The 25587-nt window shown below is 39.7% G+C and carries 18 protein-coding genes; 11 read left to right on the plus strand and 7 right to left on the minus strand.

Features of this window, described 5'->3' with window-relative positions:
* Positions 1 to 98: 98 nt before the first annotated feature.
* The 4 genes from OCV82_RS14180 to OCV82_RS14195 all read right to left on the minus strand — a co-directional run bounded on the left by OCV82_RS14180 (position 99) and on the right by OCV82_RS14195 (position 7492).
* Positions 99 to 1409 carry a hypothetical protein gene (locus OCV82_RS14180; protein WP_154045013.1) on the minus strand — a complete coding sequence of 437 codons (1311 nt, stop codon included), beginning with the start codon at positions 1407 to 1409 and terminating at the stop codon, positions 99 to 101.
* A 12-nt stretch (positions 1410 to 1421) separates the two neighbouring features.
* Positions 1422 to 4556, minus strand: a complete 3135-nt coding sequence (locus OCV82_RS14185; RefSeq protein WP_154045014.1) for a glycoside hydrolase family 2 TIM barrel-domain containing protein — start codon at positions 4554 to 4556, stop codon at positions 1422 to 1424.
* A gap of 287 nt (positions 4557 to 4843) precedes the next feature.
* Positions 4844 to 6547, minus strand: a complete 1704-nt coding sequence (locus OCV82_RS14190) for a DUF6377 domain-containing protein (protein WP_262543802.1) — start codon at positions 6545 to 6547, stop codon at positions 4844 to 4846.
* Positions 6548 to 6640: 93 nt separating this feature from the next.
* Positions 6641 to 7492, minus strand: a complete 852-nt coding sequence (locus OCV82_RS14195; RefSeq protein WP_154045015.1) for a patatin-like phospholipase family protein — start codon at positions 7490 to 7492, stop codon at positions 6641 to 6643.
* Positions 7493 to 7631: 139 nt separating this feature from the next.
* On the opposite strand from OCV82_RS14195, the gene OCV82_RS14200 reads away from it, so the two are divergent.
* From OCV82_RS14200 to dnaK, 7 genes are all read left to right on the plus strand, one after another.
* Positions 7632 to 9023: an aminopeptidase P family protein gene (locus OCV82_RS14200; protein WP_154045016.1), complete on the plus strand. Its 1392-nt coding sequence runs from the start codon at positions 7632 to 7634 to the stop codon at positions 9021 to 9023.
* A gap of 22 nt (positions 9024 to 9045) precedes the next feature.
* A complete protein-coding gene (locus OCV82_RS14205) occupies positions 9046 to 10245 on the plus strand; it encodes a C1 family peptidase (protein ID WP_154045017.1) in 1200 nt (399 codons plus the stop codon).
* A gap of 194 nt (positions 10246 to 10439) precedes the next feature.
* Positions 10440 to 12161, plus strand: a complete 1722-nt coding sequence (gene recJ, locus OCV82_RS14210) for a single-stranded-DNA-specific exonuclease RecJ (protein ID WP_154045018.1) — start codon at positions 10440 to 10442, stop codon at positions 12159 to 12161.
* Positions 12162 to 14069 (plus strand): RecQ family ATP-dependent DNA helicase, encoded by a 1908-nt coding sequence (locus OCV82_RS14215; protein ID WP_154045019.1) that lies wholly within the window; start codon positions 12162 to 12164, stop codon positions 14067 to 14069.
* 106 nt (positions 14070 to 14175) lie between these two features.
* Positions 14176 to 14754, plus strand: coding sequence for a helix-turn-helix domain-containing protein (locus OCV82_RS14220; RefSeq protein WP_154045020.1), 579 nt, complete (start codon positions 14176 to 14178; stop codon positions 14752 to 14754).
* 16 nt (positions 14755 to 14770) lie between these two features.
* A complete protein-coding gene (locus tag OCV82_RS14225) occupies positions 14771 to 16423 on the plus strand; it encodes an AMP-binding protein (RefSeq protein WP_154045021.1) in 1653 nt (550 codons plus the stop codon).
* A 390-nt stretch (positions 16424 to 16813) separates the two neighbouring features.
* Positions 16814 to 18727, plus strand: coding sequence for a molecular chaperone DnaK (gene dnaK, locus OCV82_RS14230; RefSeq protein WP_154045022.1), 1914 nt, complete (start codon positions 16814 to 16816; stop codon positions 18725 to 18727).
* A gap of 870 nt (positions 18728 to 19597) precedes the next feature.
* On the opposite strand, the gene OCV82_RS14235 is transcribed toward dnaK, so the two are convergent.
* The 3 genes from OCV82_RS14235 to OCV82_RS14245 form a co-directional block, all read right to left on the minus strand.
* Complete coding sequence (locus OCV82_RS14235) at positions 19598 to 20143, minus strand: Panacea domain-containing protein (protein ID WP_154045023.1); 546 nt, start codon at positions 20141 to 20143, stop codon at positions 19598 to 19600.
* Positions 20144 to 20677: 534 nt separating this feature from the next.
* Entirely contained in the window at positions 20678 to 21328 is a 651-nt protein-coding gene (locus tag OCV82_RS14240; protein ID WP_117694942.1) for a hypothetical protein, read from the minus strand.
* Between the two features lie 3 nt (positions 21329 to 21331).
* Positions 21332 to 22501 carry an ATP-binding protein gene (locus OCV82_RS14245; protein WP_117694940.1) on the minus strand — a complete coding sequence of 390 codons (1170 nt, stop codon included), beginning with the start codon at positions 22499 to 22501 and terminating at the stop codon, positions 21332 to 21334.
* A 218-nt stretch (positions 22502 to 22719) separates the two neighbouring features.
* Here OCV82_RS14245 and OCV82_RS14250 point away from each other — a divergent pair, with 218 nt between their 5' ends.
* From OCV82_RS14250 to OCV82_RS14265, 4 genes are all read left to right on the plus strand, one after another.
* Positions 22720 to 23310 carry a Panacea domain-containing protein gene (locus OCV82_RS14250; protein ID WP_154045024.1) on the plus strand — a complete coding sequence of 197 codons (591 nt, stop codon included), beginning with the start codon at positions 22720 to 22722 and terminating at the stop codon, positions 23308 to 23310.
* 338 nt (positions 23311 to 23648) lie between these two features.
* Positions 23649 to 23807, plus strand: a complete 159-nt coding sequence (locus tag OCV82_RS14255) for a hypothetical protein (protein ID WP_204391542.1) — start codon at positions 23649 to 23651, stop codon at positions 23805 to 23807.
* Positions 23808 to 24481: 674 nt separating this feature from the next.
* Entirely contained in the window at positions 24482 to 24619 is a 138-nt protein-coding gene (locus OCV82_RS14260; protein ID WP_262543811.1) for a hypothetical protein, read from the plus strand.
* 29 nt (positions 24620 to 24648) lie between these two features.
* Positions 24649 to 25587 (plus strand): hypothetical protein, encoded by a 939-nt coding sequence (locus OCV82_RS14265; protein WP_154045025.1) that lies wholly within the window; start codon positions 24649 to 24651, stop codon positions 25585 to 25587.

The raw sequence follows: 25587 nt of genomic DNA on the forward strand, positions 1-25587 counted from the left end.
TTTTCTCTTATATACAAAGTTAACTATAATGGTATAGCTTTTTTAGTGCTATCTTATGTTATCCGTCACTTCCGATTTTAAACATAGGAACTATTTTTTTAATAGAAATAAATATTATCCACAAGAATATCATTATAGGCAATGGAGCCTGACGTTACAGCCAACTGTAATTGATGTATGACTTCCGCACCATTAAGAGGTATGTCTATGGAAACCCATTCTCCTGACACTAAAGTTACAGTCATTTTTCCTGCTACATCACCAGCTTCAGCTGACCTGTCCGCAGATATATCAATCTGTGCATTATCTACCTTATCCTGCAACAAAATATCCAAATGAACATACGTCTTGCCTATGGTTTCAGCATCCTCATCAAGCACTATACCTACAAAATTAAAATTGCCGTAATGCATAATGTGCTGGGTTTCATCAAGTGCTATTTCATTGTTTGTAGTAGTCTGATAAGGAGCCCAATATCCATTAAAAGGTGAAGAAAGTGTATTTGTATAACTGTCGCAATACAAAGAAATCACGTCAGATTCGTTCTTGTCAGGTACAGGAGCAAAGTCATAAACACCGGATATTGTAATACTGCCCTCTGCTTCTCTCGGAGTAAGTACAGTCCTATCTTTAGCTCCATGGAAAGTTATTACATTTCCTTCTACCGTAGCGACATCAGGATTTGAAGAATCAAATGTAAAATATTTAGAAGAGACTGTCATTTTCTGAAAAACCCCGGTAGGCAGATTCACATAACATGTCAATGTTTCAATCTCAATGTCCCCTGAAGGAAATCCTGCCATTGTCATATTTTCTATCCTTGTGTGAGCCAATGTTCCAAGATGCTCAAATTTGACTTCATCAAACCATACAGAATAACCAGCTTCGTCAACAGCCCCGGCTGAATAATAGAACATTCCCTTTTCAGAAGTCAGTTTTGCTGAATTAGGAATAGGAATGATAATCTTATTCCAGTTCTCATCAACTTTCACTCCAGACAAGAACACAGAAAATTCAGGATTGTCTCCATAACTGCCAAGACCTACTTCAACAGTTGTTGGAATTGAAGATTTGGCATAAAACGTAAGAGCATCATAACCGGAAAGATCTCTTCCTGCTTCTGTGTAGAATGTTCCTCCGGCCCAGTTTCCAAGAAAATCAGTAGGATCAGGAACTGCTATCTTCAAAGACGCAGACCCACTATATTTGGTTTCAGAATCGAGACTTAAATTGGTAGGTTTTCCCCATGCCTGATATTGCAGATCGGATGCAAATGCATCAATAAAGACTTCCGACATGACAGGACTTGTAGCCAATACATCCGTATTTATTTCCCTTGTACATCCAACAAATGATGACACTACAATAACAGCTAGAAGACTATGTGATATTTTATTTATTTTGTTCATAAAAAACTATTATTAGAAAAGACTAAAACTAATGTATGTTCTTATTTCCCATTCATTGCCATGAGGGGCACCTATTATATCTGTACTTTCTACAAAGCCACCATTACCATCTGAAACGTAGCCTGCAACATAGCGAGGAGAATATTTATCCAGAGTCCTGAATGCGCCTCTTATTCCAACACAGGTAGATATCGGTCCCAACCATTTAGGCTTGAACAAATTGGTTGACAAATCAACTTCACACTGGAACGGGAATGTAAGGTTGAAATCTTTATGATAGTCGTACGGACCCCAATCATTAAATTTCACGAATGCATTAAGCTTGAACTTCTTGTACATCATCCTAGCATCTGCTCCCAAACGTTTGATTAATCTGGCATCATCACCATTTGCTTGTGCTGTACCCAAATATACGTTTGAAATTATACCGAAATCTCTTGATACCCTTGAAGCAACCTTTAAGTTTGTTTCCCACAAATCATGTGCAGGAGCAGAACCTGCAAAAGCGAATGTAGAACGTCCGTCTGCCAATATACCTATTGCAGCATCCTGCGAAGTAGGGAGATGACGATAAACAAAGTCCAAGGAAGCCGCAAAAGGAGCATCTTCGTTGTTATCGTTTTCCCAATCGTACATCCATGTAGCCGGAGTAGGGTCAAATGTAAGAAGCAACTCACCGGCCAAAGTCTCACGATTACTTCTTACTGCAAAAGGATCATCAATAATATTCCTCAATCTCCCAGGAGCATTAATACCATTGGGCATAGGACCAACCAACGGTTTCTGCCACATAAAATTCGGTGCAATCTGAAAATTTCCCAACTGATAAGTAAAACCTGCTAACGCATTTTGCATATTACCGCTGCCACAATCCTTTAATCTCCATCCAGTAAGTGTAAGAGTATTATCTGCACCGCCACTAGCCACAAGTCCCATTAATGCTCCTTGAGCATATGCACTGAAATTTCTTCCAGTATACGTAACTTTCAACTTTCCACCAAAAGTATCTGTTGTTTTTATAACATCCTGATAAACTGTAGCATTATTACTGTATTGCGTAGTAGCCTGGAAAGTTCTTCCCACCAAAGGTTGCCCTGACCATAAACCACCTAAAGCAACATTGAAACGTCCTAAAGTCCTTTCAACCATCAAAGATGCTCTTGTATTTTTAGGTAAAGGTATAGCATACGAAGTAGTTGTACCTTCACGCTTTGCTATATCATACTGAAACACCCCTGCAAAATTGAATTTACCGATACTGCGTTGATATTTCAAAAGTATAGCAGGATTTGCTCCCCACCAAAGTTCAGGTCCGAAAGCCAATTTCAACCCTTTGAACATACGCTTTCCTTCAATTTCTGCACCGAAAGGGGCTTCACCACCATATATATCCATATTTTCGCCATAACTAGCTTCCTGATACATTCCAAAAAAATCACCTTCATATCCCCAATGATAATGTGGTTTACGGAAGAATGTATTCATTTTGAACAGATCTCCATCCCAATCAAAACTAACGCTATAAAGTTTGATACGCTCCAACGGTCCCAAATCTACATATTGACCATTTCCGTCTAAAATATATCTGGAACGTCCACGATTTTCATAGAATATTTCATCAATAGTATTTTCGGCAACATTACCCAATATATTGACTGTAACTTCAGCCTCAACATTCTCTGCAGGTTTAGAGGTGACACCTACATAAAAAGATTCCATATTATCAAAACCTGTTGAACTTGGAAAACTAGTAGGATTATCGGGTCTGGATTTTGGGGTTGTAGTATTTTTCGCACCTGAATATATCGCTGACAACTCACCTCGAAGTTCACTAAGACGCAGCAGGCTTGTAGTTTCACCCTGCAATGCAGCTTTGTCACTTCTTGCAGAAAGAACAGAACTCATCACATTTATTTCTGAAATTTTATTTAATATAGAAGCTGTAGTTATATTAGGTGCATAAGGGTTTATACGGTGAACATCTTTCAATACATAATAAGCTGCACGAGGATAAACTTCATATATGCCACGACTATCAGGTTTCCCTTTAGCACATATACCAAACCACTCCTCGTTCATATTATTTGCTCCTTTTAGATAATCGAACAAATATCCTCCATTGGCCCATGAAGCATTAGTATCATGAACGTCAAGATTTGAATTTTGCATAAATTTCCACCATCCGTCTGAAAACTGAAATGTAAATCCGCCTAGAGAATTTCCGCTATTCCCTACTCCAGCTGCATTAAGATAAATTTCCGCCCAATTCTTCAGAAGGATATCTGCCTGTTCTTTTTGAGCTTCTTTTTGAGTTACTGCATTATATGCATCTGAACCAAATTCAGTAAATAATACAGGCTTGCCATATTCATTTTTTACCCTACTAAACAAATCACCAAAAGATTCACCACGATAACAGTTTATACCAAGTATATCAATATCTTTACATTCCTTTGATATAATATCAAGAAACAAAAGATCACCATTACATATTGCAATAGGACATGAAGCACCAAGCTTTTTCATTTCTACAGCAGCATCATTAAAAACCTTGTACAAATGTACAGCCTGAATAGTAGATTTTCTGTTCTCGATAGGAATATCTTCTGTTTCGGCACCTTGCCAGAAAAGACCATAATTATTTTCATTACCCAAAAGATACAAAAGTAAACCAGGAGTATTATTGTAAACATTGACAAGCCTTTTAGCTTCTTCCAACAGTACAGCTCGTGTCCTTGGATCTGAATAATCTGTATTTGGAACCCAAACTCCATCTACTGTCAAGCCATAACGTCCAAATGAATCATAAAGCATAGTATATATACCATATTTTTCGTATATATATTGTATCCATTTAGGTGTTATATCAATATGCTGTCTTATTGCATTTACACCCATATTCTTCAAAAGAGGCATTTCTTGATCTAAAGCAGCCTTTATAATATCATCAGATTGTGACCATAGAGAATATGAATAGTTAGTACCTATAGGAAAATAATCCCAGTTCATACCATTAACCATAAAAGGTTTTCCGTTTACTATTAGTTTCGTCCCTGATTTGTCATTTAAAATAGTAATCTTTTGTTGCTGTGCCAAAACTTGGACAGAAAATAAAACCAATAAAAATATTTGTATTATTTTTTTCATATTAAAAATATTATTGACTATTTATTTTAATAATAAGTATATTCCAATATACATTTCTATATTTACATTTTCATACATCTAAGTTTTCATAAATAAAATTTTTATTTCAAAGTTAACATTAAACAGTTTTTTTCTCTCTGGTTGCAAAAGTAACAAGTAATAATATACAATATAACACTCAGTAAAAACTGCAAGTAAACAAAAAAGATGTTATACTATTGAATATCAACAATATAACATCTCTACAAAGTAAACTTTTTAAAGTCTTCCATTGAAAACAAGAAGGTCTATTTCTGCATTTTACCCAATGAACGGACAGTTTCGGCAAACTCTTCTTTAGGTATAATGGCCTTGTTGCGTGTCCTCAAACGATTATTATAAACTGTCTGAGGAGAACAATGCAAGAATTCGGCTATCTTCACGCTATCGCTTATACCCAACCGTACCAGTGCATATATTCTAAGTTCAGTATTGAGCAATTCTCCTTCTTTAAGCACTACCCTTTCTTCCGGTCGCAATAGTGAATTGAAATCTTCAACGAAATCCGGATATACATGAAGGAAAATTGCATCGAAACTGTGATAGAATTCTTTAAGTTCACTCTGAACTATTGTTGTACTTGAAGTCAGTGATTTTATATCATCTATCTGACCTGCCTTTAACTTTCTGTTGATGCTCTTTCTGTATTCTTCCAGTTTACTTATATAGCTTGAGCATATTGAAAATACGTAACCTATATATTCTTCTTTTACATAATTGGATTCCTGAAGCTTACTGTTACTTATCTTCAATTTCTCGTTTACTTCGCTCAGCTCTTTGTTTACATCTGCAAGCATCTGATGTGCTTCGGAAAGTTCACCTACATGACGGTTAAGCAAACGATTGCTTTCATCCAATTCTTTTCGTGACTTGACAAGCCTTCTATACTGGACATATATAAACAATATAGAAATCAGCAAAACTACCGACATTATACTCATTGCATAAAGCGATGAACGAAGTTTGCTTTCCTGCTCGGCATTCCTTTGTTGGTAAGCATATCGTAATTTATCCATAACTGATGAAATGTTTGCAAACCTTACCCTATTTGGATATAATAATGCTGTCTTAAGACAATATCCGATATATGTATATCCCCTGTCTATATCGTTATATGAATATAGTATGTTTGATAATTCTTCCAAAGAAGCTATATCTCGATTGCTTATCTTTATATCTGCAATTGCCGAATAAACCAGATATTTTATGTAATTGTATTCATCACCTTCATTATAAAACATAATAGCCAGATGGTACGAATTAATAGCATCTGTTCGCGACGACAGTCTTGATTTTTCCACTATTTTCTGGAGTTTAACCTTAATACTGTCTCCAAATGCAGACCTCGGATAGTCTTTATGTAATGAAGCATAAAAGCTATAATACGACGGATTGTCAGGAGTTATAAATTCCTGTGCTTCGCGTTTTAATTCCGCTACGCGCTCATAATAGGCTCTGGTAAGTTCCGGACGTTCTCCTATATATTGTCCCAAATGAGAATACAGATATATTTTACTGTCATAATATCTGAACATCAAGTCTTTATTCAAGTTTTTAATATCTATATCTTCAATAACTCCTTCTGCCTCACTAAGCAAACCTGTAGCAGCAAGTAAGAAAACTTTATTCAGAAGCCATTCCTGCTCCCAGTCTTTTCTTCCAAGTTCTTGGGAAATACTGATGTTATCAGTTACATAGACCATTGCAGAATCTACATTATAAACATAATATTCATCATAGAACATCTTGTTAAGCCACAATCTTTCCTCCGGTTTTAAAGCCGAAGACTTCCTTTTCCTCAGTTCCTCTAATCTGGCTTCTTTCTCCGCTACAAATTTATCACTGCATGCCAATACAGAATCAAGCCTTAATAACAATTGTTCCAATTCAGAATTAATAGAATAGGCTTCCACCGAAACCAATAACAATAGCAACATCAAGATATTTCTCATCACTTATCTTAAATCTTAAAAGTTAGCAAACTCGGTATATAATCAGACAGCACCATATAGTGCTGTCTATTCTAAGCTCATTTCACATATGAATTAATCCTGCATCAAAGGTTTAAGTACCTTTTCTGCACAAAGATATCCTTCCTCATAAAGTTCCGTCAGTTTCTTTATATCCTTCTCGATACGGTTTACAACGACTTTCTTTTCCGGACGGATTGCTATAATCTTTCCCTCATCTTCCATTTTTTCTACCATCTCCAGCTGTTCATTATATACACGGCAACGGTTACTCAATAGTACACGCAAACGAGGATATCTGGTATATATGAAATGAGGAACCTTTATGTCTTTCTCCGTCTTACGGTAACCACGATTACGGGTAAGAACGACAACATTCTTCTCATATCCCTGCTCTATGGCTCTCAACACAGGAATGGAATCTATTATTCCTCCATCAAGCATTGGACGTCCATCCACATAAACTATCGGACATACATAAGGCAAACTACTTGAAGCCTTGGCTATACGCAACAATCGTTCCTTATCATGCTTTTCTTCAAGATAACAAGCCCTACCGGTTACACAATTCGTTGTGACCATCTCAAACCGGTTAGGATTCTTCATATAAGCATCGTAATCGTACGGAAGAATTTCTTCAGGAAACAGTTCGTACAGAAGTTTCTGATCTAAAATACTGCGCTGATGAAAAAGATATTTAAAGCTTATATAGTTATACTTTTCAAGCATATCTATATTACTGTATTTGGCACGACCTCGCTGATGCGACATATACGAAAGTCCGTTGCAAGCACCGGCAGACACTCCTACCGCATAAGGGAATTCGATATTGTTATCCATCATAAAATCAAGCACGCCACAGGTAAATACACCACGCATGCCACCGCCTTCAAGCACTAAGCCCATTTTACTAAAATCTACTTTCATAACATATTTCTTTTAAAACAGACACGCCAAATGCAAATATATGTTTTTTAAATACATTCAGATAGAAAATAAGACATTTTTTTCTTACTTTTGCAACATAAATAACATATTCTATAAATTACTGTATAATATTACTGTTATGTTTGAAACCTTAACATATCAAAAAAGACGCCAAGCCTTGAGGGAAAGAATGAGCAACGGTCTTATTCTTATCCTAGGAAACAACGAGGCTCCGGCAAACTATCCTGACAATACATACAAATTCAGACAGGACAGTTCGTTCCTATATTTTTTCGGACATTCCCACCCGGGATATGCCGGAGTTATTGACATAGACAATAACGAAGAGTATTTTTTCGGCAATGATGTCGATATGGACGACATTATATGGATGGGACCTCAGCCTAGCATAAAAGAACTGGCTGCAAGAGTAGGTGTAAGCAAAAGCTTCCCATTCGACAAACTGAAGGATGTTATAGGAAAAGCTTTATCACAACGCAGAAAAATCCATTTCCTGCCTCCATACCGTTATGACAACATGATGCTTCTGGAAGACCTGACAGGTATTAAGGCATCTATGGTTAAAACTCATGCCTCTGTAGAATTAATCAAGGCCGTCGTGTCATTAAGGGCTGTAAAGGAACAATGCGAGATTGAAGAAATTGACAAAGCGTGCAACATTGGTTATGAAATGCACACAACAGCTATGCGTCTGTGCAAGCCGGGAGTATCGGAACAATACATAGCAGGTATCCTGGAAGGTATCGCAGCTTCATACGGAAGCATGACTTCATTCGCCACTATCCTCACTCAGAACGGACAGACATTACATAACCACGACCACAGCCACATTCTGCAGGAAGGAAGACTGATGCTTACAGATGCCGGTGCAGAGAATATAAACAATTATTGCTCTGACCATACGCGTACTGTCCCTGTAGGAGGAAAATTCACCCAGCGCCAGAAAGACATTTATAACATTGTTTATGCATGTCATGAGAAAGCCCTGGAACTGGCAAAACCTGGAATAACATACAAGTCCGTACATCTTGACGTATGCAAGGTTCTGGCTCAGGGACTCAAAGATCTTGGACTGATGAAGGGCGATGTGAACGAAGCTGTCGCAGCAGGTGCACATGCTCTGTTCATGCCTCACGGACTTGGACATATGATGGGACTTGACGTTCACGACATGGAAGACCTGGGACAGATATACGTGGGATATGATGATGAAGTACGTCCATCCGACCAGTTCGGGTTGGCATCTCTGCGTATGGGTCGCCGTCTGCAACCGGGATTTGTCATGACCGATGAGCCGGGATGCTATTTCATTCCAGCACTGATTGACAAATGGAAAGCAGAAGGAATGCATACCGACTTCCTAAACTACGACGTTATAGAAAAATATAAAGACTTTGGCGGTATCCGTCTGGAAGACGATATACTCATCACTCCTGACGGTTCAAGATTTACAGGAGAAAAGCGTATTCCTATCAAGGTGGAAGACGTAGAGGAAATCATGAAGAATTAATACTATAAATCCAATTAATAACATGAACAAATTTATCACACTGGCTGCACTTGGACTTTGTTTCAGCAGCATAAACGCTCAGGAAGCGAAAGAGGAGAAAAAAGCTGAAGAAGGCTTTGTGTTTACAACTATCAAGGAAAACCCTATCACATCTATCAAGAACCAGAACCGTTCAAGCACTTGCTGGTCGTTCTCGTCTGTAGCATTCCTTGAATCTGAATTGCTACGTCAAGGTAAAGGCGAATTCGACCTTTCTGAAATGTTCATCGTTCATCACACTATGGAAGATCGTGCCGTAAACTACGTACGTTATCACGGTGATGCTTCGTTCTCTCCTGGCGGTAGCTTTGAAGATATGGTAGTTTGCTACGAAAAATATGGTATGGTGCCACAGGATGCAATGCCTGGTATCATGTACGGCGACTCACTTCCTGTACACAACGAACTTGACGCTGTAGCAGGAGCATATGTTGAGGCAATCGGTAAAGGTAAGTTCTCAAAACTTACTCCGGTATGGAAAAACGGTCTGCGCTCTATTTATGACACATACCTTGGTGAATGTCCGAAAGAATTTAATTACAACGGCAAGACTTACACTCCAAGAACATTTGCCGACGAAGTTCTGAAACTGAACATGAACGACTATATCTCTTTGACTTCTTATACTCACCATCCTTTCTACACTCAGTTCAACGTAGAGGTACAGGACAACTGGCGTAATGCTCTTTCATACAACCTGCCTATAGAAGAGTTGATGGAAGTTATGGACAACGCCGTAAGAAAAGGATATACATTTGCATGGGGTTCTGACGTAAGCGAACAGGGATTCACTCGTGACGGTATAGCCGTATTCCCGGATGCTTCCAAGGGTGCAGAACTTACTGGTTCAGATATGGCACACTGGTTGGGACTTAGCGCAGCCGACAAGCGTAAGGAACTAACAAGCAAACCTCTTCCTGAAGTAACTGTAACACAGGAAATGCGTCAGACAGCTTTCGACAATTGGGAAACTACTGACGACCACGGTATGCTTATCTACGGTTTGGCTAAAGACCAGAACGGAAAAGAATACTTCATGGTAAAGAACTCTTGGGGTGAAGCTGGAAAATACAAAGGTATATGGTATGCTTCAAAAGCATTCGTTGCTTACAAAACTATGAACATCCTTGTACACAAAGATGCAATCCCTTCAAAAATTGCCAAGAAATTAGGCCTGAAATAATCGTAATATAGACTGATTACAAATAATATGATGCCGGTTTAGTTAATTTTTATACTAAACCGGCATTTTTATTCTTTCTTTTTCCTAACTTTACAAATTGAATTGAACAGGCATACCAAGTAATGCCACACAAAAAGACAGGAACATTATGTTCCACCCCATCATACTCAGGAAAAAAGAAAAAAAATAATATAATGAGATACAAATGGAATTATCAACCTCCTACTCTAGAGCAAAGAGAAGAAGCCAGGGCTCTGGCAAAGGAAATAGGTATTAGCCCGATCCTTTGCCACTTATTGCGACAGAGGGGCATAAAAACAGCCGATGCGGTAAAGAAGTTTTTCCGTCCGCAACTGCATGACCTGCACGATCCGTTCATGATGAACGACATGGATGCGGCTGTGAAAAGGCTCAACAGCGCAATGGGCAGGAAAGAGCGTATCCTGATATATGGCGATTACGATGTTGACGGCACTACAGCCGTGGCATTAGTCTATAAATTTTTACAGCAGTTCTACTCAAACATTGATTATTACATTCCTGACAGATACAATGAAGGATATGGAGTAACGACAAAAGGAGTTGACTATGCATACGAAACAGGAGTAAAACTTGTGATTGTGCTCGACTGCGGAATAAAAGCCGTAGAAGAAATTGCGTATGCCAAAGAAAAAGGTATTGACTTCATAATTTGTGACCATCACGTACCCGACGATGTACTGCCTGATGCTGTAGCCATACTCAACCCAAAAAGAGCAGACTCTACATATCCCTACGAACACCTTTCAGGATGCGGCGTGGGATTCAAGTTCATGCAGGCATTTGCATTGAACAACGGTATCGAATTTCACCAACTCACCCCATTGCTTGACCTTGTCGCAGTAAGTATCGCTTCGGACATCGTTCCTATCATGGGCGAAAACAGAATACTGGCATACCACGGACTGAGACAGCTCAATGCCAATCCTTGCATGGGACTGAAAGCCATAATAGACGTGTGCGGACTCACTGACAAGGAAATAAACATGAGCGACATAGTGTTCAAGATCGGTCCGAGAATAAACGCCTCGGGAAGAATACAAAAAGGAAAGGAAGCTGTTGACCTGCTCATTGAGAAGGACTACAAACAGGCACACGAGAAAGGCAATCTGATAAACGGATATAACGAACAGCGCAAGGATCTGGACAAGACTATGACCGAAGAGGCCAACAAGATTGTCGATTCTCTTGAAAACCTTTCGGAAAGAAGAAGTATTGTGATATACAACGAGGAATGGCACAAAGGGGTAATAGGTATTGTAGCTTCAAGACTTACAGAAATTTACTATCGCCCTGCAGTGGTGCTCACCCGTACCGAAGGTCTTGCCACAGGCTCGGCACGTTCAGTCTCAGGATTCGACGTATATAGCGCAATAGAGCATTGCCGCGACCTGCTTGAAAACTTCGGCGGACACACATATGCTGCCGGGCTGTCCATGAAAGTGGAGAATGTGGAAGAATTCACAAGACGATTCGAGGAATATGTGACAAACCATATATTACCTGAACAGACAAGCGCTACAATTGATATTGACGCACAACTGGACTTCCGCGACATAACTCCTAAATTCTTCTTCGACCTGAAGAAATTCAACCCGTTCGGACCGGAAAACCACAAACCTGTGTTTGCCACACTTAATGTTTACGACTACGGCACAAGTAAAGTGGTGGGACGCGAACAGGAGCATATAAAACTTGAACTAGTTGACAACAAATCGAACAATGTGATGAACGGAATTGCTTTCGGGCAAAGCTCACAGGTGAGATACATCAAGACGAAGCAATCGTTCAACATCTGCTACACGATAGAAGAGAACTCACACAAGCGCGGTGACATTCAGTTACAGATAGAAGACATTAAGCCAAGCGGATTTTAAATGACAGACGATTACCGTAAAATACTTAAAGACTATTGGGGATATGACAATTTCCGTGGAATACAGGAGGATATTATCCGAAGCATAGGAAGCGGACGCGACACACTTGGACTGATGCCTACGGGAGGTGGAAAATCCATTACATTCCAGATTCCCGCCATGGCGAAAGACGGACTGTGTATTGTCATAACTCCACTGATAGCCTTGATGAAAGACCAGGTGAGAAACCTTCGCGACCGCGGCATAAAAGCCATTGCCATATATTCCGGCATGACTCGCGAAGAAATCATCATAGCTCTTGAGAACTGTATTTTCGGCAATTACAAGTTCCTTTATATCTCGCCTGAAAGACTTGACACGGAGATTTTCCGCATCAAACTCCGCAGCATGAAAGTCAGCATGATAACTGTTGACGAATCGCACTGTATCTCTCAATGGGGTTATGACTTCCGCCCCGCATATCTCAAAATTTCAGAAATAAGAAACCTGCTGCCAGGCGTTCCCGTTCTGGCACTGACAGCCACAGCCACTCCCGAAGTGGTAAAGGACATACAGCAGCGTCTTGCCTTTAAAGAGGAGAATGTGTTCCGAATGAGTTTCGAACGCAAGAACCTTGCATACATTGTCCGCAGAACAGAGAGCAAGCAGGAAGAACTCCTTCATATTCTGAAACACGTAGATGGCTCAGCCATAGTATATGCCCACAACCGCAAACGTACAAAAGAGTACGCCCAGCTATTGAACGAAAACGGAATTACGGCTACGTTCTATCATGCCGGACTCAACAACGAAACAAAAGACCAGCGACAGAAATCGTGGGTGAAAGGAGAAACCAGAGTTATGGTTGCCACCAACGCATTCGGTATGGGTATAGACAAGCCTGATGTACGACTAGTAGTGCACGTTGATATACCGGATTCTCCGGAAGCATATTTCCAAGAGGCAGGTCGTGGCGGACGAGACGGTAAAAAAGCTTATGCAGTATTGCTTTATGCAAGAAGCGACAAAGCCACCCTGAAGAAAAGAATAACAGACACATTTCCCGAAAAAGACTATATCCGCACAGTTTACGAGCATCTGAACTATTACTATCAGATGGCAATGGGCGACGGACTTGGTTGCACCAGAGAGTTCAACATTGATGAGTTCTGCCGTAACTTCAAGCATTTCCCTATCCAGGTAGATAGCGCATTGAAAATACTTACCCGTGCGGGATATCTGGAATACACAGACGAGCAGGACAACAATTCTCGTCTGATGTTTACTCTGACAAAAGAAGAGCTTTACCGCATACATGAGACAAGCCCCGAAACCGAAAAGCTGATAAACATCATACTCCGTTCATACACAGGAGTATTCACCGAATATGCCTATATAAACGAAGAAACTCTGTCACTGCGCACCGGCATGACACGCCAGCAGGTATATGACACACTTATCTCACTCACCCGCCGACGCATTCTCCATTATATACCGGGAAAGAAAACTCCTTATATTATATATACGCGCGAAAGACAGGAAGCAGACCGTCTGATATTCACAAAAGAAGTATATGAAGACAGAAAGAAAAGCTTCATCCGCCGCATTGAGGCCATGACTGAATATGCCGAAACTGAAGACAAATGCCGAAGCCGTATGCTCTTGCTGTATTTTGGAGAGAAAAACGAACATAACTGCGGACAGTGCGACGTATGCCTTTCGTCACATTCATCAGGAATCAAGCAGGGAGTGTTCGACAAGATATCGAGAGCCATAGAAGAAACTCTCAAAGAAAAGGACATGACAACATCCGCACTCATGGAAAAACTTGAATCATACGACAAAGAGAATGTTACAAAAGTATTGTCATATCTTCTTGCTGAAGAAATCATACATCAGAAAAACGGTATGCTTTCATTGCCAAAATAATCTTATCTAACATATTCAAGCTACAAAAAGTAAGAAAAAACCATTGTGTTATAAAATTTTGACTATATTTGCGCTTACAAACATATAAATCAAAACTTTTTTTACCATGGATTACACTAATATCATCGGCGAAAAAATCAAATCGCTTAGAAACATAAAAGAGATCAGTATAGAAGAATTGGCAGAAAATACAGGCTTGACTACTGAACAAATCACACGCATTGAAGAAAATATAGATATTCCGTCGCTGGCACCGCTAATCAAGATAGCACGTGCCCTTGGTGTACGCTTGGGTACATTCCTTGACGACCAGGACAGCGAATCCGGTCCGGTGGTATGCCGCAAAGGTGAAGCCGACGACACTATCAGTTTCTCAAACAATGCTACCGACTCACGCCAGCACATGCACTATCACTCACTTTCGCGCAGCAAGACTGACCGCCACATGGAGCCTTTCATCATAGACATTGACGAGAATAAGGAAACCGTGTTCAACCAGTCGGCTCACGAGGGCGAAGAGTTCATAATGGTAGTAAAAGGTATGGTGGAAATCACTTACGGAAAGAACACTTACGTTCTTGAAGAAGGCGACACAATTTATTACGATTCTATCGTGCCTCATCATGTTCATGCCTACGAAGGTCAGGCAGCACGTATTCTTGCAGTAATCTATACACCAATCTAATTTAAAGCCGGAAACCATGTTACAGTTATCAGAAAGAACACTTGGCGACTGGCTCGAACATTGGGCCGAAGTCACCCCCGACAAAGAATATATAGTCTATTCCGATCGCAACCTGCGCTTCACATGGAGCCAGTTCAACAAGCGCGTGGACAATATGGCAAAGGGTCTGCTCGCCATCGGAGTGGAAAAAGGAACTCACGTAGGTATATGGGCAGGAAATGTGCCCGACTGGCTGACATTCCTGTATGCATGTGCCAAGATTGGTGCAGTGGCAGTCACAGTAAACACCAACTACAAACAGGCAGAGCTTGAATATCTGTGCCAGAACTCTGACATGCACACCCTATGTATCGTAAACGGAGAGAAAGACAGCGATTTCGTCCAGATGACATACAATATGCTCCCGGAACTGAAAACCTTCAGCCGCGGACACATGAAGAGCAAACGCTTCCCGTGTATGCGTAATGTTGTCTATATCGGTCAGGAAAAATTCAGAGGAATGTATAACACTCCGGAAATTCTTCTTCTAGGAAACAACATAGACGATGAGGTTCTTGAAAACGCCAAAAAGCAGGTAAGCTGTCACGACACTGTAAATATGCAATACACATCAGGTACAACAGGATTTCCGAAAGGAGTTATGTTGAGCCATTATAACATCACAAACAACGGCTTCCTGACAGGTGAACACATGAAGTTTACATCAGACGACAAACTGTGTGTGTGCGTACCGCTGTTCCACTGTTTCGGTGTAGTGCTTGCCACAATGAACTGCCTCACACACGGATGTACACAGGTAATGCTGGAACGCTTCGACCCGCTGCTCGTCCTTGCATCAGTGCATAAAGAACGCTGTACGGCACTATACGGTGTACCGACAATGTTCATCGCAGAACTCCACCACCCTATGTTCGATATGTTCGACCTCAGCAGTCTGCGCACCGGTATCATGGCAGGTTCTCTCTGCCCTGTGGAACTGATGCGTCAGGTTGAGGAAAAGATGTTCATGCGTGTCACCAGCGTTTACGGTCTGACAGAAGCATCGCCTGGTATGACACACATCCGCATAGACGACCCGTTTGAAGTGCGCTGTACAACAGTAGGACGTGATTTCGAATTCACCGAAGTGAAAGTTCTCGACCCGGAAACAGGCGAAGAATGTCCTGTAGGCGTGCAGGGAGAAATGTGTAACCGCGGATATAATACCATGCAGGGTTACTACAAGAACCCTGAAGCTACAGCTGAAGTCATCGACAAGAATGGTTTTCTTCATTCAGGCGACCTTGGTGTGAAAGACGAAAACGGCAACTACCGCATAACAGGACGTATCAAGGATATGATTATCCGTGGTGGTGAGAATATCTATCCGCGCGAAATCGAAGAATTCCTCTATCAGATGCCTGGCATAAAGGACGTGCAGGTAGCCGGAATTCCGTCGAAGAAATATGGAGAGGCAGTAGGCGCATTCATCATCCTGCACGAAGGATGCGAAATGAACGAATTCGACGTTCGCGAATTCTGTCAGGGCAAGATTGCAAGATACAAAATACCGAAATATATCTTCTTCGTAGATGGTTTCCCTCTGACAGGAAGCGGAAAGATTCAGAAATTCAAGCTGAAAGACATAGGTTTGGAACTCTGCAAACAGAAAGGTATAGAAATAATCTGACATTATATATTATTATATAGTATATGGAGCCACAGTGGCATAGTTACCACAGTGGCTCCATTTTTTTGTTTCTACCGAAACAATACCTCGTTCTTCCATATAAAAACATGTTTTCGTGCTGACATTTTCTATAAATATAACAGATAAAATACTTTTATCTCCAACAAATGAGTCTCTCCTACCCTATATATTTTATCAATGTACATAGTTTAAAAGATGACAGAAATCATGTTTTGTCAGTAACATTAAGATAAATTTCAGCCAAAATGTCAGTTTTTGTCTGTGCCAAAACATTTTTATGCCGTGGCACACGGTTTGTTTATAATACAGCGTAACGCAAAAGTTACAGAAATAACTTAATTAGATAATAATAAAAAAACAGATAAAATTATGGGAAAGATTATTGGTATTGACTTAGGTACAACAAACTCATGTGTAGCAGTGTTCGAAGGTAACGAACCAGTTGTAATCGCCAACAGCGAAGGTAAGCGTACTACTCCATCAGTAGTTGGTTTCGTTGACGGCGGCGAACGTAAAATCGGTGACCCTGCAAAACGTCAGGCTATCACAAACCCAACTCGTACAGTTTACTCAATCAAACGTTTCATGGGTGAAACTTACGATCAGGTAACAAAAGAAATAGAACGTGTTCCATATAAAGTAGTTCGTGGCGAAAACAACACTCCACGTGTTGACATCGACGGACGTCTTTACACTCCACAGGAAATCTCAGCTATGATTCTTCAGAAAATGAAGAAGACCGCAGAAGACTACCTTGGACAGGAAGTTACAGAAGCTGTCATCACAGTTCCGGCATACTTCTCAGACTCACAGCGTCAGGCTACAAAAGAAGCAGGACAGATTGCAGGTCTTGAAGTAAAACGTATCGTAAACGAACCGACAGCAGCAGCACTTGCATACGGTGTTGACAAATCAAACAAGGACATGAAGATTGCGGTGTTCGACCTTGGTGGTGGTACATTCGATATCTCAATCCTTGAATTCGGTGGCGGTGTGTTCGAAGTACTTTCTACAAACGGTGATACTCACCTTGGAGGTGATGACTTCGACCAGGTAATCATCGACTGGTTGGTTCAGGAATTCAAGAACGACGAAGGTGCTGACTTGACTCAGGACCCAATGGCAATGCAACGTCTGAAAGAAGCGGCAGAAAAGGCAAAAATAGAATTGTCTTCTTCTACATCTACAGAAATAAACTTGCCTTACATAATGCCGGTAGCAGGTGTTCCAAAGCACTTGGTTAAGACATTGACTCGTTCTAAGTTCGAACAGTTGGCACACAACTTGATTCAGGCTTGTCTTGAACCATGTAAGAAAGCTATGAGCGACGCAGGTTTGACCAACGCAGATATCGACGAAGTAATCCTTGTAGGTGGTTCTTCACGTATCCCTGCAGTTCAGAAACTTGTAGAAGACTTCTTCGGTAAAGTTCCTTCTAAGGGTGTTAACCCAGACGAAGTAGTTGCAGTAGGTGCAGCAGTTCAGGGTGCAGTATTGACAGACGAAATCAAGGGTGTTGTTCTTCTTGACGTAACTCCATTGTCAATGGGTATCGAAACAATGGGTGGTGTGATGACAAAACTTATCGACGCCAACACTACTATCCCTTGCAAGAAGAGCGAAGTGTTCTCTACAGCAGCCGACAACCAGACAGAAGTTACAATCCACGTACTTCAGGGTGAACGTCCTATGGCAGCACAGAACAAATCAATCGGTCAGTTCAACTTGACAGGTATCGCTCCAGCTCGTCGTGGTGTTCCTCAGATTGAAGTAACATTCGATATCGACGCAAACGGTATCTTGAAAGTATCTGCTAAGGATAAGGCTACAGGTAAGGAACAGGCTATCCGTATCGAAGCTTCATCTGGTTTGAGCAAGGAAGAAATTGACCGTATGAAAGCTGAAGCTGAAGCAAACGCAGAAGCTGATAAGAAAGAAAAGGAACGTATCGACAAATTGAACCAGGCTGACAGCTTGATCTTCTCTACAGAAAATCAGTTGAAAGACCTTGGCGATAAGATCCCTGCAGACAAGAAAGCTCCTATCGAAGCAGCTCTTCAGAAACTGAAAGACGCTCACAAGGCTCAGGATTTGGCTGGTATCGATGCTGCAAGCGCAGAACTCCAGTCAGCTTTCCAGGCAGCAAGCGCTGAAATGTATGCTCAGTCAGGCGCACAGGGCGGTGCTCAGGCAGGTCCTAACGCTGGTCAGGCAAACAATGGTGGTGCTAACGACAAGCATGGAGACAATGTTCAGGATGCTGATTTCGAGGAAGTCAAGTAAGTAACGATAAATAAACAATAAACATCCATAAGAAAAGGTGTGGAAATCAGACGATTACACACCTTTTTTTGTTTTTATATTTGGTGTTTTTTTATCTATGTTTATTGTTTTTTATGGTATAAATGTACCATATTTGTACCGTAACTTAATGGTAGATAATGTGACACTTAAAAAAAATATATAGTCTGAAAATCAAGGATATACACAAGTGGTTTTTCCTTTATCAATATTGAAAACGAATATTGGGATACATTTTTGATTCATTGTTCCTAAAATATATGTAATTCACTTATTTGTACCATATTTGTACCACAACAAATTAGTAGATAATGTGCAACAAATAAATATATAAATACTTAAATAACAGTAAGTTATAAGTTTTCATATTTTCTCATCAAAGAATTGCTGAAATTAAATCAGATTGTTCTCTAATTTCTAATCAAATATTACTTATTTTCTAGCTTAATAGCTTCATCTATGCTTCTGATAAGTCTTTGTTGTTTATTGATTTTTATCTGTAATTATTAATGTTTAATTAGCTATCGCGTGTCTTTACATTTTCCGCTGCGGATTGAGTATTTTAACTGGTGAATTTGTGATTGCTTTTCTGTGCATTTTCGCAGTCAGCTATGAAGGAGATAAAATATCTGACAGAATTGCGACTAGATTCTTGATTTGTGACTCGAAGCTTTTGGTACGGTGCAGATCCAAGACCAAAGTGGTGTGGCAAGACAGCAACTGCTGAATCTCGGGCTGCAAGTGTTATAAAGTTGAATACCTAGATGACGGAAGATTTATCTAGTACTGAAAGGACAAAGCCATCGCTATTGCTTAAAGGCACTACCTCAGTCTAATTTACGTCTTCAAATTTTAGGATAAAGCATTTTTTACTATCTGTTTTTCGCGGATATAGTCTACCATTTCCTTTGTTGCCTTTCCTGCTCTTGCTATGTCTATAATAGTAATACAATTTTTTTGAGGAGCATCCGGAATGTACGTCATGACTTCCTCCCATGCTGAGTCATGTAGCATGTCGGAAGTTATGTCCTTATATTGGGCAATAGCGTCATCTAGACAACGCCTGTTTGAGCCTGAAATGTAGTCCATATTAGGTGTGGCAGAAGTATAAACCTTCTTGTCATGCACTTTTATGTTGATAAGAAATTCATCAAAATTACCCTCCAGCTGCATTCTTTCTGCTATTTGTAGTGTCTTGTAAATGTAGGTAGGAACAGGGCCATGCTTCAATGCCTTAAAAGAGTCTTCTATAAGCACTTTCCCATATTTGAGAAGATGATCCTGCTGAGCAAAATAAAGTATTTTAAATAACTTTATAAACTCTACTCCATGAGGGAAACTTTGCATGATATATAGTAATACTGCTCTCATTTTAGCTATTTGTATCTTTTCTTTCATCTTAATCAAATCTATAATTGGCAAAATGTAACTAATATTTCTGTTTAGACGATAATTCATTGGAATAGACTGCCAACCTTTTATTATTTCTTCTCTTTTTTCCTTCCAAATTAAATGTTTTGTTATGCAGATATTTGAGCAGAGCGCAACCATACTAGCCGACAATCAGGAGATATAGAATGCTTTTATAACATATTCATTATAATCACTTTCTGTTTCAGCTGCTCAAAGTCTTTCCTGTTTCATTACTGGTATCTCTATTAGATTGGACTTTTCCTATGATTTAATTCATTCATTTATCAGAGAAGAATATAATGCTTTCGGCAATTCATAAACCGCCATAAACGCAAGAATGATGTCCTTAGTTTTTACATAAGCGATACTTTCCAAACTGATAAGTCCTTTTATTAGTGGGTGGTCTCAGTTACAGATAGGCAATACACTTTAGAATCTGGATATTCTTGTCTTTTCTCCATCCATTGTTCCTGTATATATGGTTTACTCTGATAACTATCAGAGTATTTCTTGTTATTTTTAGCAAACCTTGTACTCGTTATCGTATATTCTCTGTTCAAAGACAAAGTCATGTATCAGTAGCTCATGAGCCCGGATATTGGCGAATATTTTCTGTGGTTTCCGGAAAGCCCGTAATGATTTTGACATGATTCCATTAGGTCTCGTATCTGTCAGTCGGCATGAAAAAAGAGCCACTTTTTTTTCATAGTCGTCCAAAAAGTTGTTTACGCTATAGAATTTTTCAATGGAGATTTCTAGTTGTTTTTTTGCGTATGCCAGTTTTCCTTCCTTTTCTTCCCCTGTTTTGGGAGAAGTGAAAGGCATGATGTATTGTTTTTCGCTTTCAGTCAACTCATTGAATATGATGAAATCATATCCGGCTATCGGATTGATGATAAAGTCACATTTACGTCCCATACCGGCATCTGTATCGCGAAAGATGTTTATATAGTGTTCGAAATCTATGATTTCTACATCTGTTTCCGAATTGTTGTTAATGACGGATACGCCATTACCTGTATATTGTACAATTTGCAGTTGTCCGTCTCGTATTTCGAATTTGCCTTTAGGCCGTTGTTCTCTTCGGACTTGCATGGTGTCTTCTTTCCATTCCTGTCCGAAATGTGCGGGATAGTCCTTTTTGAGGAAGTCAATCAGTGCGCTGTCCATACATTATTCCTCCATGCTTTCGTATTCGTCAAAGATTCTTTCCATCGTGTCGGACATGTCGTAGGTATTGATTACATACTCTTCCGTTTCGTTATCCGTTGCCATCAGAGATGTCAGAGTGCCTTCATGTACACGATATACGGCAATATTATCCTTTTCCAGGAATGGATAGTTTTCCCTTGCCTTTTCAAAGTATCCGGCACGAAGCAGTACGTTCAGATGGTTTACGATATAAGGGCTGTGTGTGGCTATCATCAGCCCCAACTTGCGGTCTTCATTGTTTTTGTGGAACGCTTCATCAATAAGATTGCTTATGAGGGCCCTTTGTGCCTCTGGATCGAGACTCAGTTCGGCTTCTTCTATATGGATATGCACATACTTCTCCAAATCGCTTTGGTTGATTTGGGGAGTGAATTTTTCAAGTCTGTCTTGTTTGTACAGATAGTCCAGTACAGAGCGCTTGAAAGCATCCTTGAATGAGAATTCTTTTGCAAAATAGCGAACAATGGTGACCAATGGAGCAGATGTCTGAATACCGGAAGAAGCATATCTCAGTTCCACAGGTTTGGTGCCTTCCTGTAATGACTCTATCATAAACTGTTTAGGCTTGTTGCCGGACTTCTGGACTTTCATCTTCAGATTCAGATAGTCCAGTTGCTGTTCTTTGATGACATCTGTCGCGTTGTTGAAGTCGTTGAATGTCTCGTGAAAGAAGAAGCCGAGACTTGCCCCTTTAAGCGTAGCCACTTTGGATGCCCATGTAGGGATTACGCTTCGTGTTTCTGATATATACGATTCCTTGAAGAATACCAGGTCGTTGTTTGGAATGTTGATGTCCGACTGCAAAGTCTTGTTGGTATAGGACAGGGTATATTGATTCCCGTTTATTTCTACGGTATAATATATCTCGGTTTCTACCGTTATCATGCTTTCCAGGCCGTCCTGAAGCAGAGAGTTGAAACGTAGTTTGAATGGCGAACGGGTAATCTTCGCATTTTTCAGATACGACCGGATGTTTATCATTTTATAGATATATCTCATAAGTACAATAATTTTCATGATTGTACTCTTACCACTGGCAGACTTACCGATAAATACGGTCAGTGGTTTGATATCTCTTATTTCCACTTCTTTAAGCGGACCTAAGTTCTTTATGATTATAGATTCTTTCATGATTTTGAAGTTGCTTTCTAATAGGCAAAGATACGGATAATTAATGGATTACGGGTGTGTGAAGACTGATTTTTCAATATTTATTTTGTTCACTTCTATCTGAAACTGTTTTATTGTTTATTTGACCACATGTGTCGACGTACATTTGTACAGTTAATTGCTTGTTTTCTTGTCCGTTTTAAGGTTAAAGCTATCTTTGTAACCAAAATACATTGATTATGTGTAAATTCTCTGAATATACTAAACAGAAGCTTGGTAATACGATTGTGTATATAGCGCGTAAAAAATCTAATCTCAGCAAGACACAACTACTGATACTTTTGTATTTGATGGAGGAACGTATGGCACTGAAATATCATATCCCGTTCATAGGCATACCGTTTGAAGTATGGCAGATCGGTCCTGTAGCAAAGGATGTGTTCGTCGATCTTTCTGACAGTCCGTATCTTCTGAAAAATTTCGTAAAAACTGATTTTAAGGATGGAGGTACTTTCATTGAAGCAATAGCCGATTTTGATGACAATGAATTCTCAGAATGTGAAATCGAGATGATGGACGAGATATTGGCAAAATATGGAAATATGACTGCATCTGATTTGGTTTCGGAAACCCATAAGGAAGGTACTCTTTGGTATCGGACAGCAGTACGTACTGGATTATTGGAGGCATTCAATAAATATGAATGCAACAATTCCGACCAGCAAATTGACTTTACAGAAGAAATGACTGATTGTGCAGCAGAGGATTATCGTGAGAGTTTGAATATACGACAGACGGCTAATCTCTTAAATACTGAATCTCATATTTGAGGAAAGTGATTTGTTGTTTTTTCGTCCTTTTTCGTTCAGAAAGCAAGATTGCGTTCTTCAAAGTATGTAAAGCTATTTAGATATAATTTTTTAATAATGATTACTGCAGATTAATCCCAGTGGAATACCATTTGTGAACTTAAGAAATTCTTTGTATATGCCCGATTTTTTCACTTTTTATGACGATATTTATTGCTTCATCATTTTACCTGTGTTCATATTTAATGAATACGTCCGGACAAATGAACTGCATGGCCATAAACTTATAAAAATAATTTTCTATAAAAATATTTTTTTATTAATTAGATATTTATCTTTGCGGATAAATCTGAAAAACTATGTGTAGATCAGATAAGATTGGTCTATTGGCAGAATATGGTGACTTCTTCGGAAGAGAAAAGGAAATCCGCAAGGTAAACAGACAGCTTGATAGTAGCCATTCTTTTTACTGTCTGTACCTCGCCGCATTAGCAAGTCTTCATAGGCGAAATTTCTGATAGAAGAGAAAAAGAATCAGAGGTGGAAATGTGTTTATATCGACCTGGAGGAAACAATCACAGAAGATGGTTTTCTTAACCTTGTAATTGAAGCCTTCTGTAAAAATGGTATTTGGAAACAGGTAGCTAAAGGAATGTCCAAAGGGTTGACTTCAGTACTGGAAAGAATAGAGAAGATTTCTCTCGGTCCTGTTCAATTTGATTTTTTTGAAAAAGAAGACCTGGAAAATTTCTTGAAGGAGCTAATTAGGCACGATGAAAACACATTTATTGTCGTTGATGAATAGACTCTTTTCCTAACGATTCTCAGCATGGGGAAAACAGAATTGAAAAAGTGGACTTTATCCTCAACTGGCTTAAAAGCCTGCTACGGGTTAGCAAGACTAAAGTCCGTTGGCTGTTCTGCGGTTTTGTAGGTCTGAAAATATTGAAATGAGCGATTAGTTTGTTGAGTATTCGCTGAACAAGTTGTATTGGAACATCCCTTATTCTATTTCTCAAAATAGGTAGAAGACTATGAGGACAAGATGACTTGGGAAGATATAGACATAGCTTATCGTAAATTATATTCAGAGAATTATTTGAGTACCTGGTCTGAGAGACTAGTCGAATATGGTGAATACGAGCTTCCTGCCCGGTAGATTCTAAAGCTACTTGCCACTCTACGGAAAGGTATGCTCAACAATTTGATGACTGGTCAGGATGCCTCAAAGATTGAGGCTGTTGATTATACTTTAAGCATGGGTCTTGAATACATTATGAAGAAAGACGCTTTGCGTATGTTCTGCTCACCGCTTTTGAGGGATTATTGATTTTCCAGATTTGTTTAATGATTAAATAGATGAATACAAGTACCAGCATATTGCATCAGCCTCCTTTATCTATTGGCAATGGGATAAAGGAAGAGACTGTTGTCATAAACAATGATATTTTTACGTCCATCTTCAGCTATTTGTTAAAGGAGGACAGGGATAAGATCGCACAGCCCAATTTGATTATTGGTGAAAAAGGGAGTGGAAAGACCTCATTACTCAAAAGGATGTATTTCAGTATAGAGAACAGTACCAAATGGCTTAAGCCGGTTTTTATAGATGGAAAAAGCCTTTTCTCAACTGATGATATATGGAAGTTTTGTTCACAGCAGGATGATTCTTGCAGGACTGTCTTGTTGATTGACAATGTCCAGTACTATTTCGAGAGGATTGATAATACTGAGCAGTATAATTTGAGGGGAAAGCTCAATAAAGCCGGTGCACCTATTCTGATAGCGACAGCCGACAAGGTGCTGCCAGCATTCACCTGTTATGAGTCTGCTTTCTTCGAAGGATTTAAGATCTCTTATATACGGCCTCTTGTCGTCACTGATTATAGTATATTCGTAGGGTATGAGGCGGATATGACACGTTTGGAAAACCTGATGTCTTACTTGCCTAAGACACCCCGTTCTGTGCAGATTGCCGCAAAGATTATTGAAGATTCTGCAAGTCCCGAAATGGATATAATGCTTCTTTTAGACTATTTCTCTTTCTATTATCAGGCAAAGTATGATAGCTATGTAGTGCAGATTCAAAGAATTTTATCGGCTATTGCAAGGCCTGAAAATGGAGTCAGTCTGCAGGAGATCCGTCAGATGACAGGTCAAGATAACGGGAAGATATCCCCATATCTCAAACTGATGGCTGACCGGAAAATTATAGATAGAACGTCTCAAACCCAACGGGGAGGTATATATACCATTACAGACCCGCTGTTTAAATTATGGTTGCAAACTAATGTATAA

The organism is Bacteroides cellulolyticus (assembly GCF_025567135.1).
Classification (GTDB): Bacteria; Bacteroidota; Bacteroidia; order Bacteroidales; family Bacteroidaceae; genus Phocaeicola; species Phocaeicola cellulolyticus.

Excerpts from the sequence above, each read along its gene's own strand:
- OCV82_RS14240 (WP_117694942.1), bottom strand. The coding sequence starts at position 21,328 with ATGGACAGCGCACTGATTGACTTCCTCAAAAAGGACTATCCCGCACAT.
- OCV82_RS14195 (WP_154045015.1), bottom strand. The coding sequence starts at position 7,492 with ATGAAAGTAGATTTTAGTAAAATGGGCTTAGTGCTTGAAGGCGGTGGC.
- OCV82_RS14260 (WP_262543811.1), top strand. The coding sequence starts at position 24,482 with ATGCTCAACAATTTGATGACTGGTCAGGATGCCTCAAAGATTGAGGCT.
- OCV82_RS14250 (WP_154045024.1), top strand. The coding sequence starts at position 22,720 with ATGTGTAAATTCTCTGAATATACTAAACAGAAGCTTGGTAATACGATT.
- OCV82_RS14200 (WP_154045016.1), top strand. The coding sequence starts at position 7,632 with ATGTTTGAAACCTTAACATATCAAAAAAGACGCCAAGCCTTGAGGGAA.
- OCV82_RS14180 (WP_154045013.1), bottom strand. The coding sequence starts at position 1,409 with ATGAACAAAATAAATAAAATATCACATAGTCTTCTAGCTGTTATTGTA.
- recJ (WP_154045018.1), top strand. The coding sequence starts at position 10,440 with ATGAGATACAAATGGAATTATCAACCTCCTACTCTAGAGCAAAGAGAA.
- OCV82_RS14265 (WP_154045025.1), top strand. The coding sequence starts at position 24,649 with ATGAATACAAGTACCAGCATATTGCATCAGCCTCCTTTATCTATTGGC.
- OCV82_RS14235 (WP_154045023.1), bottom strand. The coding sequence starts at position 20,143 with ATGAAAGAAAAGATACAAATAGCTAAAATGAGAGCAGTATTACTATAT.
- OCV82_RS14185 (WP_154045014.1), bottom strand. The coding sequence starts at position 4,556 with ATGAAAAAAATAATACAAATATTTTTATTGGTTTTATTTTCTGTCCAA.
- OCV82_RS14215 (WP_154045019.1), top strand. The coding sequence starts at position 12,162 with ATGACAGACGATTACCGTAAAATACTTAAAGACTATTGGGGATATGAC.
- OCV82_RS14255 (WP_204391542.1), top strand. The coding sequence starts at position 23,649 with ATGTGTAGATCAGATAAGATTGGTCTATTGGCAGAATATGGTGACTTC.
- OCV82_RS14220 (WP_154045020.1), top strand. The coding sequence starts at position 14,176 with ATGGATTACACTAATATCATCGGCGAAAAAATCAAATCGCTTAGAAAC.
- OCV82_RS14205 (WP_154045017.1), top strand. The coding sequence starts at position 9,046 with ATGAACAAATTTATCACACTGGCTGCACTTGGACTTTGTTTCAGCAGC.
- OCV82_RS14245 (WP_117694940.1), bottom strand. The coding sequence starts at position 22,501 with ATGAAAGAATCTATAATCATAAAGAACTTAGGTCCGCTTAAAGAAGTG.
- OCV82_RS14225 (WP_154045021.1), top strand. The coding sequence starts at position 14,771 with ATGTTACAGTTATCAGAAAGAACACTTGGCGACTGGCTCGAACATTGG.
- dnaK (WP_154045022.1), top strand. The coding sequence starts at position 16,814 with ATGGGAAAGATTATTGGTATTGACTTAGGTACAACAAACTCATGTGTA.
- OCV82_RS14190 (WP_262543802.1), bottom strand. The coding sequence starts at position 6,547 with ATGAGAAATATCTTGATGTTGCTATTGTTATTGGTTTCGGTGGAAGCC.